This is a genomic window from Pontibacter sp. HSC-14F20 (assembly GCF_019599265.1).
Taxonomy (GTDB): Bacteria; Bacteroidota; Bacteroidia; order Cytophagales; family Hymenobacteraceae; genus Pontibacter.
The window spans coordinates 1-7,256 of the sequence record NZ_JAHZTC010000037.1 but is presented as its reverse complement, the minus strand read 5'-3'; the positions used below and the strand labels follow the sequence as shown (position 1 = coordinate 7,256).

At 56.0% G+C, this 7,256-nt stretch carries 7 protein-coding genes and 1 pseudogene; 7 read left to right on the top strand and 1 reads right to left on the bottom strand.

Features of this window, described 5'->3' with window-relative positions:
- Nucleotides 1-347: 347 nt before the first annotated feature.
- The 4 genes and pseudogenes from K3G39_RS20335 (at nt 348) to K3G39_RS21045 (ending at nt 3,888) form a co-directional block, all read left to right on the top strand.
- Entirely contained in the window at nt 348-797 is a 450-nt protein-coding gene (locus tag K3G39_RS20335; RefSeq protein ID WP_220628011.1) for a hypothetical protein, read from the top strand.
- Nucleotides 798-890: 93 nt separating this feature from the next.
- On the top strand, nt 891-1,415 hold the full coding sequence (locus K3G39_RS20330) for a BfmA/BtgA family mobilization protein (RefSeq protein WP_304610254.1): 525 nt from the start codon (nt 891-893) through the stop codon (nt 1,413-1,415).
- Nucleotides 1,412-2,239, top strand: coding sequence for a DUF5712 family protein (locus K3G39_RS20325; protein ID WP_220628009.1), 828 nt, complete (start codon nt 1,412-1,414; stop codon nt 2,237-2,239). The genes K3G39_RS20330 and K3G39_RS20325 overlap by 4 nt, the downstream gene beginning before the upstream one ends.
- Nucleotides 2,236-3,888, top strand: a pseudogene (locus K3G39_RS21045) (type IV secretory system conjugative DNA transfer family protein). Before K3G39_RS20325 ends, K3G39_RS21045 begins: the two are co-directional and overlap by 4 nt.
- Before the next feature lie 38 nt (nt 3,889-3,926).
- Here the strand turns inward: K3G39_RS21045 and K3G39_RS20310 are convergent.
- Complete coding sequence (locus K3G39_RS20310; RefSeq protein WP_220628006.1) at nt 3,927-4,433, bottom strand: hypothetical protein; 507 nt, start codon at nt 4,431-4,433, stop codon at nt 3,927-3,929.
- Here K3G39_RS20310 and K3G39_RS20305 point away from each other — a divergent pair.
- The 3 genes from K3G39_RS20305 to K3G39_RS20295 all read left to right on the top strand — a co-directional run bounded on the left by K3G39_RS20305 (nt 4,393) and on the right by K3G39_RS20295 (nt 7,133).
- Entirely contained in the window at nt 4,393-5,886 is a 1,494-nt protein-coding gene (locus K3G39_RS20305; protein WP_255594567.1) for a tyrosine-type recombinase/integrase, read from the top strand. The genes K3G39_RS20310 and K3G39_RS20305 overlap by 41 nt on opposite strands.
- A gap of 167 nt (nt 5,887-6,053) precedes the next feature.
- Nucleotides 6,054-6,521, top strand: a complete 468-nt coding sequence (locus K3G39_RS20300; protein ID WP_220628005.1) for a hypothetical protein — start codon at nt 6,054-6,056, stop codon at nt 6,519-6,521.
- Nucleotides 6,522-6,596: 75 nt separating this feature from the next.
- Nucleotides 6,597-7,133, top strand: coding sequence for a hypothetical protein (locus tag K3G39_RS20295; RefSeq protein WP_220628004.1), 537 nt, complete (start codon nt 6,597-6,599; stop codon nt 7,131-7,133).
- The last annotated feature ends 123 nt before the right edge of the window (nt 7,134-7,256 follow it).

Here is a 7,256-nt window from a genome sequence, read left to right as displayed (position 1 = left end):
TTAGTACAGGCAGTCTGGATAAGGGTAGGCTCTTTTTTTTCATCTTTATGTAAGGAATAAGTTTGAATCAAAAGGTAACGCTTATCCGCTGCTTTTTAAAACCAGCTACCGAAGGTTTAGTGCAACCCAGCGCATAGCCCTACCCGATGGGCTGCCAGCGGCGCGGCAGGCTGCAAACGGCCAGCTCGAGGCCCTGCACGAAGAACTGGTCAGCCTCATCTTCCGGGCATCCCTGGAGGGAATCCACCCGGTGCGGGGAGAGCTTGCCCGGACGCTGCTTGCAATCAGGGACGTGATCACCGAACTTGCCAGCCCGGACACAGCGGATCAGGGGTAAACCCTGGAGCGTGTTCCTGCAGCCCATGCCGATCGGGCACGCCCTTCCCCGGATTTTCCGGCGCTACTTCTATCGCTACACCAGGCGCTCCTGGCGCCTCTCTCCACCCCACCACCCGCCACACTCCGCCTGCCATGGCCTTACTATCACACCTTCCTTCCACTTTGTCATTGCCTTGCAGGGTAGCTCCTTCCGGCAGGCAACGCACCCCGGCCTCGGGCGAGCCTGGGGCCGCCCTGCCCGTGGTGCGAAGCCATGCCTGCAGGAGCGGGCGGGTCCCGGGAGAGCTTTTCCGCCGGGCAAGCAACGCCCCTTCCCGGAGCAAAGCCAGCGGGGCTGTCTTTTCCGGGAGGAGGGGCGAAGCAAGCCCGGCGGAAAAGAGCAAGATGGAACAGGACTTGCGTCCGGTTCAATCTTGCCCTGCGGGGCGAAAGTGCCCTGGCTGGCCCCAAGTGCATGATTTGCCTTCCGGCAACGCTCCGCGTTTTAGAACACGACTATAAATGCAATGCTAACGCATTGATAATCAGTAACCGATATTATAAATAAGCTTATGAAGTCCATTGGAGTACCCGAAGCCGTGCACACCCGGCTCAAGCGCTACTGCGAGCGCCACAGCCTGGGGCTGGGAGAGTACATTGCCGCCTCGCTCGCCTACTTTGAAAAGCACGGCCTCAACCCGGCCGTGCACGAGAGCCCGGCCGCCGAGATGAACCGCCTCGTCAAACGGGTGGACCAGGTCATCGCCTTCATCCGCAAACAAGAAAGCGATCTGCTGCGCCCCATGACCGAGGCAGTGAGTTTGAGCGAGGCCCGCATCGAGCAAAGCCTGGACACGGTGGCCACGGCCAGGCAAGTGCTCGAACTGGAGCAGCACCTGGCAGGCCTGGTAAAACAGCTCAGCGCCCTGGTGCCGGCCGCCACTGCTGCCAGGGCGGCTACCGAGTGTATGCTTTCTGAACACGCGCGGCGCGAGCTGGAGGCCCTCCAACTGCTGGCACGCCTGGTGGACGCCAAAAACAAGAGCGGCTTTCTGCAGGACATCACCAAACTCTACGGGGAAGGAGGTCAGCCGTGAACATCAAGATCCTGGGCGGCGGGACGGGCACCTACGCCAACCAGGGCAGTAGCGCGGCCCTGGCGAGCTACCTCCAGCACGAGGACCTGTTGCGGATGAAAGAGGAAAAAGGCCTGGAGCCCTTCTTTGACCAGGAGCGCGAGCGGGTGAGCGCCCGGGAGGTCGTCTACCGCCTTGACCACAACAAGTCGCAGCTGGGGAAGAGCGACGCCAAATTCTACTCCATCATCGTCAGTCCATCTGAAAAGGAACTGCAGCACCTGGGGAAGACGAAACAGGAGCAGGCCCGGGCGCTGAAGGCCTACGTGCGCCAGGAGCTGGCGCCGGCCTATGCAGCCAACTTCAACAAGGGGCTGGAAGCCAAAGATATCCTCTACTACGGCAAGGTCCACTACGAGCGCGACGGGCAGGCGGAGGGCGAGCAGATGCACGCCCACCTGATTGTCTCGCGCAAGGACATAGCAAACAAACTAAAGCTCAGCCCCATGACCAACCACCGCGCTACGGGGAAGGGGGCCGTCAGGGGCGGCTTTGACCGGGAGGCCTTCGTGCAGGTATGCGAGGAGTGGTTCGACCGCCACACCGGCTACAAACGGGGACAGGAAGAAAGCTTTGCCTACTGCCACGCCCTCAAAAGGGGGAACGTGGAGGCCATCCGCCAGCTGGCCAGGGAAAGGGTGGCGCTGGAGGCGCAGCGGAAACAGCAAAGGCAACAGGCGGAGAAAATGAAACAACAGCAGCAGCAAAAGCAGGCGCAGAAGGCAAGGCAACACCAGAGCCGGCAGGAAAAAAAACAGGGCCATAGCAGGGGGATCAGGCGATGAGACGGGGGCAATTAAAAGACTACAGCGGCTGCGGCTGCCTGGCCCTGCTGCTCTTGTTTTTGAGCTTTGGCCTGCTGACTGTGCTCGTGCACCAGGCACCCGCCGTGGCGGGTGGTATTGTGCTGGTGATGGGAACCTCTCTTGCAGGCATTGGCTTATACTGGCTCTACAAGCTCTTCCAGTACCTGCTGGGGCGGGTAAGCTGGATTGGGCAGGGCCTGAGAGCAGGTAAACACCCCTACAGCCTGGAGCTTTCCACCACCCGAGGGCCGATCCGGCTCTTCAACCCCTTTAGGGGTATCTTTGTGGTGGGCGCAGCCGGCAGCGGCAAGAGCGAGAGCATCGCCCTGCCCCTGATGGCGGGCTTTGCCCGAAAGGGCTACAGCGGGGTGATCTATGACTTCAAGTTTCCGGGCCTTGCCATGGACATGCATAGCTTTCTTGCCGCGCAGGAAAATCCGCTGCCCCACTACTTTCTCAACTTCCACGACCCGCTGGGCTCCTACCGCGTCAATCCCCTGCACCCGCGCTACCTGCCCAACGTGAGCTATGCGCGGGAGTACGCCGCGGCCATCGTTAGCAACCTGATGCGCGAGAGCATCCGCAGGCCCGACTTCTGGACCCGCAGTGCCACCGACCTGCTCACGGCCTGTATCTGGTACCTGCGCTCAGAGCACCCCGAGATGTGCGACCTGCCGCACGTGCTGGCCCTTGTCACCAGCCCGGACGAGAGGCTGCTCAAGACACTTAGCCAAAACGAGCAGTGCCGGCAGATGACCGTCTCTATCCTGTCAGCCATGGAGCGGGGAGCCGACAGCCAGGTGAGCGGCGTGGTGGGCACCCTGCAGGGGGCCGTGGCCCAGATCAACACGCCCGAAATCTGCTAGCTCTTTGGCGGAGATGACTTCTCCCTGGACATAAACGACCCCGCCAGCCCCATTGTCCTTACGGTGGGAAGCCACCCGAGCCTTGCCGGCACCTACGCTCCCCTGTGCAGCCTGGTGATTACCGTGGCCACCCGCCTGATGAACCAGCCGGGCAAGCACCACAGCTTCCTGCTTTTAGACGAGGGGCCGACCGTGTTCATTCCCCACCTGGAGGTGCTGCCCAACACGGCAAGGAGCAACCGCGTGGCCACGGTGTTCATGTGCCAGGACCTGGCGCAGCTGGTGGACATGTACGGCCAAGAGAAGGCAGACGTGCTGAGCGCGGCTTTGAACACCCATTTCTACGGCCGGGTGAGCAGCAGCAAGACGGCTAGATTTATGTCCGAGCAGTTCGGCCGCTACGACCAGGTCTACACCACCTCCAGCGCGAGCCGCAACTGGCGCCAGTGGCTCGGAGGCAGCGTGGGGCAGAGCGAGACGGTGCAGGAGCGCGACAAAATCAGGGCCAGCGAGTTTCTCAGTTTCCCCGTGGGTCGCTTCGCCGGGATCGCGGTGGAGAGCAATGCCGCCGGGTTCAACGCCCAGTTCAAAGTACTGAGCAGGCCCCCGCAGGTTGCCCTCTCCAGGCCTGCCACAGCGGGCAGCGCGGCGGGGTATTACCGGCAGGTAAGGCTGGAGGTGGACAGCCTGCTGGTCAGGGCGGACTCGAAGCAGGAAAATGCCGGTCAAGGACCTAAGTCCCGCTTCGAGTTGGACGTATGATTCAGGCTGTATTCACTTAAAGCTTGTCATGACGCTCCTTATGCTGCCTTATCCAGCCAGTGGTGCCCGTTGACGATGAGGATTCTCTCTTCGGGCAGCAGCAGGTAGCCATAGTCATAACAGAAGTGATAAAGGTTGCCTGTCGGGGTATGGTGCAGGTGGGTGAAGTAACGGAAGTCGAAGCCGGCCATAAGGAGCACCTCCCGCCGCAGGATCGCCTTTCCCTGGGGGCTAAGCTGACAGAGCACCTGGCGGTTGTGGCCCAGCACCCGGTTCAGGCGGCCCATCAGCTGCTGGGCCGGGTCTAGGTGCTTGCGCAGGTTCCCGGCCGCGGCCCGGCACTGGTCCGAGCAGTAGCGCTTGTCTGCCCTGCCCGAGAGGGGGGCGCTGCAATGCCCGCATTTTTCCCTGTCCTGTTCCATATTATTGCGCGGCAGGTGATAGCAGCCGTACTTAGCCGAATACTTACGCTTATATACGTTTCTTACACGGCTTATGGAGAGAATGAAGCGTAAAAAGGAGCAGACATTAGTTGTTTTTGCCATGAGCTACGCTTCCCTGCAGCCTGTCCTCTATCTTAACCCGCTCGAGCATGCCGGCAAGACTTTCATTCGCATCTGGCACAAGCCCAACCCCTTCCTCTCCAAACGACTGAATGAGGCTGGTTGGATCAAGTACAGCAAAACCTACAAGTGCTTTGTGATGCACCGCAGCAGTCAGGCCATTGAAATGACGCACCAGCACTTCCAGGGGCTGGCCAAAGTTGATACACGGTATTTATATATGCCCAGGCGCCTGCGCCCGGCGGAAGGAGCCGTTATCCTGCAGCAGGACAGGCAGCTGGCAGAGCCACTGGGAAAGGTGCCTGCACGCCCCGTTGTGCGCCTGCAGCCCCTGGAACACCAGGGCAGGCCGTATGTACAACTCAGCTACCCCTACAACCAGGAAATCTATACCTGCCTGAAGCAAAGCAAAGTGGCCAGGTGGCTGCAAGACATGCAGTGCTTTGTCATCAGCACCGAAAGCAATATCCTCCACAGGCTTCTAACGGAAGTAGAACCGGTGGCCCAGGTGTGGCTGGCGCAAACCATGCATGTAAAGGACATGGCCCTGCAGGTCCGGCTCTGGGAACAATGCTATCAGAAGGGCGACGGCTATATTGGCTGCCCGCTTCACTACGTGGAGAAGCTGTTCCTCCTGAATTACAGCCTCAGTACCATCCGCACTTACCACAGCCTGCTCCTGCGCTTTCTGAACGCGCACAAGGCCAGCGGGCTGGAGGGCATACATGCCTTTTCAGAAGAGGCCATCAACCACTACCACCGCCAGATGGTGCAGGCCGGCACCTATTCCGTATCGTTTGTGAACCAGTCTATCAATGCGGTGAAGTTCTACTACCAGCGCGTGCTGCTGCGGCACGAGGTGCAGCTGGGCCAGGTCGAGCGGCCCGAGAAGCCCGAGCGCCTGCCGCAGGTGCTCAGTAAGCAGGACGTGCTGAAAATCCTCTCCGTGACCGAGAACCTCAAGCACCGCTGCATGCTTCAGTTGCTATACGCGGGAGGCCTGCGCATTGGCGAAGTGATCAACCTGAAGCTGACGGACGTGCAGTCAGAACGTAACCTGCTGCTGATCCGTGGGGGCAAGGGCAAGAAGGACCGCACCACGCTGCTCTCCCAAAAGCTGCTTGAAAGTCTTCGGGCATATTACAAACAGTACAGGCCCAAGGTGTGGCTCTTTGAGGGGCAGACGGGCGGGCAGTACACGGTGGAGAGCATCCGCAGCGTGTTCCGGGCCAGCAAGGAGAAGGCGGGCGTGAAAGCACCCGCCACACCCCATACGCTGCGCCATTCTTTTGCCACGCACCTGCTGGAGCAGGGAACAGATTTAAGGTATATCCAGGTGCTACTGGGGCATCGGAGCAGCAAGACTACCGAGATCTACACCCACATCACCACCCATGCGCTGGATAAAATTGTCAGCCCGTTGGATAATCTCTAGCAATCACCTATATTAGCTTAACTATATAAAAGCATGCGCACTACAGCCACAAGTAACAGATCCAGCAAGCAAATGAGCGCGAATGCGCGCTGCAGCAACTGCGCATATAGTGCAGATAAGCGTATGTTGTCGTATATACTATAGTTGTAGTTTATAAGTATTAATGAATGGGTGTTCAAAGGACTATAAGAGTTAGAGTTCTCACAAAGGATAAAAGATTATCTGATTTTATAAAAAACCTGACAAATAACTTTTGGAGCTTACAAAATCCGAGTGGAGCTTACACATCCATACCCCTTGATGATGAAGGAGAATTTGACTACATAACATTTAAAGAAAGCGAAAGTGTATTTAAAATTCTGGATTTACGAGACGCTTATGAAAAACCAAATGCAGTTAACCTTTGGAATCAGGAATTAGAAGAAAGTATAAACTTATTGATTCACCCGCTTGAAGGTGATTATGATGGGTACAGTAAGCAGTATGAATTAAACTTTTCCTTAGGTATAGGACAAAGAATAAGTGGAGCAGATAGGTATACAGATTATGGCTATTATTTGAATCAGCTTATACCCAAACTTCAATTAATTAACTGTCAGGTATGTGAGTTTGAATGTCATGACTACGATTGTTGAAAATTACATACTACAACAAGACCTATAGTGCATTTAAACGCACCATAGCAAAACCGTTAGCGGTTACTTCAAAGTATGAAGAAATTTCTCAAACGATACCATGAAAACTTCTCAATAGAGATTAACCAGCCTAAGTTTAAGGTAATGGAGACTATCGCACGAGAAAAAGAAAAGAAAAGAGACTTAACAAGCATACTTGGTATTGGCTTTATCGATTACAGAGAAGTGAGGCTTACCAGTGAAAATTCAGTGGAGATAGAAGTAAACCCTAAGATGTTTAATCCCTATAGAGGCGCAGGCAAAATAAACATCACATTCAATCAAGGAAAGAGTGCTTCAGAGACAACAGCAGTAGGTGAAATAATTCCTTATACTGGAGCTTATTTCCTTGCTATCTCCATATTTATAAGTTTTCTCGTGTTTTTGACTTTGTTTGCTCTTGTTACTGATAGTGGCACTTTGGGTGTGGTTATAGTGGTCGGTGGATGGATTGTAATTCTAACATTCTTGTATCTACTCCCTTTTTGGTACAGACGCAAACTAAGGGAGTACAGAGATTCATTTCTGACTAACCTGAAAGCAAATAGAAATAAGAAGAAAAGCATCCGCTAACAACTAAGGCTTCGTTGGGTACGGAGTGCCGACAATGAAGCCGTGGTTGCACTAACCGTGCGACCCGTTATGGGTTTTAAGTCGGAAGAGGCTGGCCCCTGAACTACTTCTTGGTGCTATCTG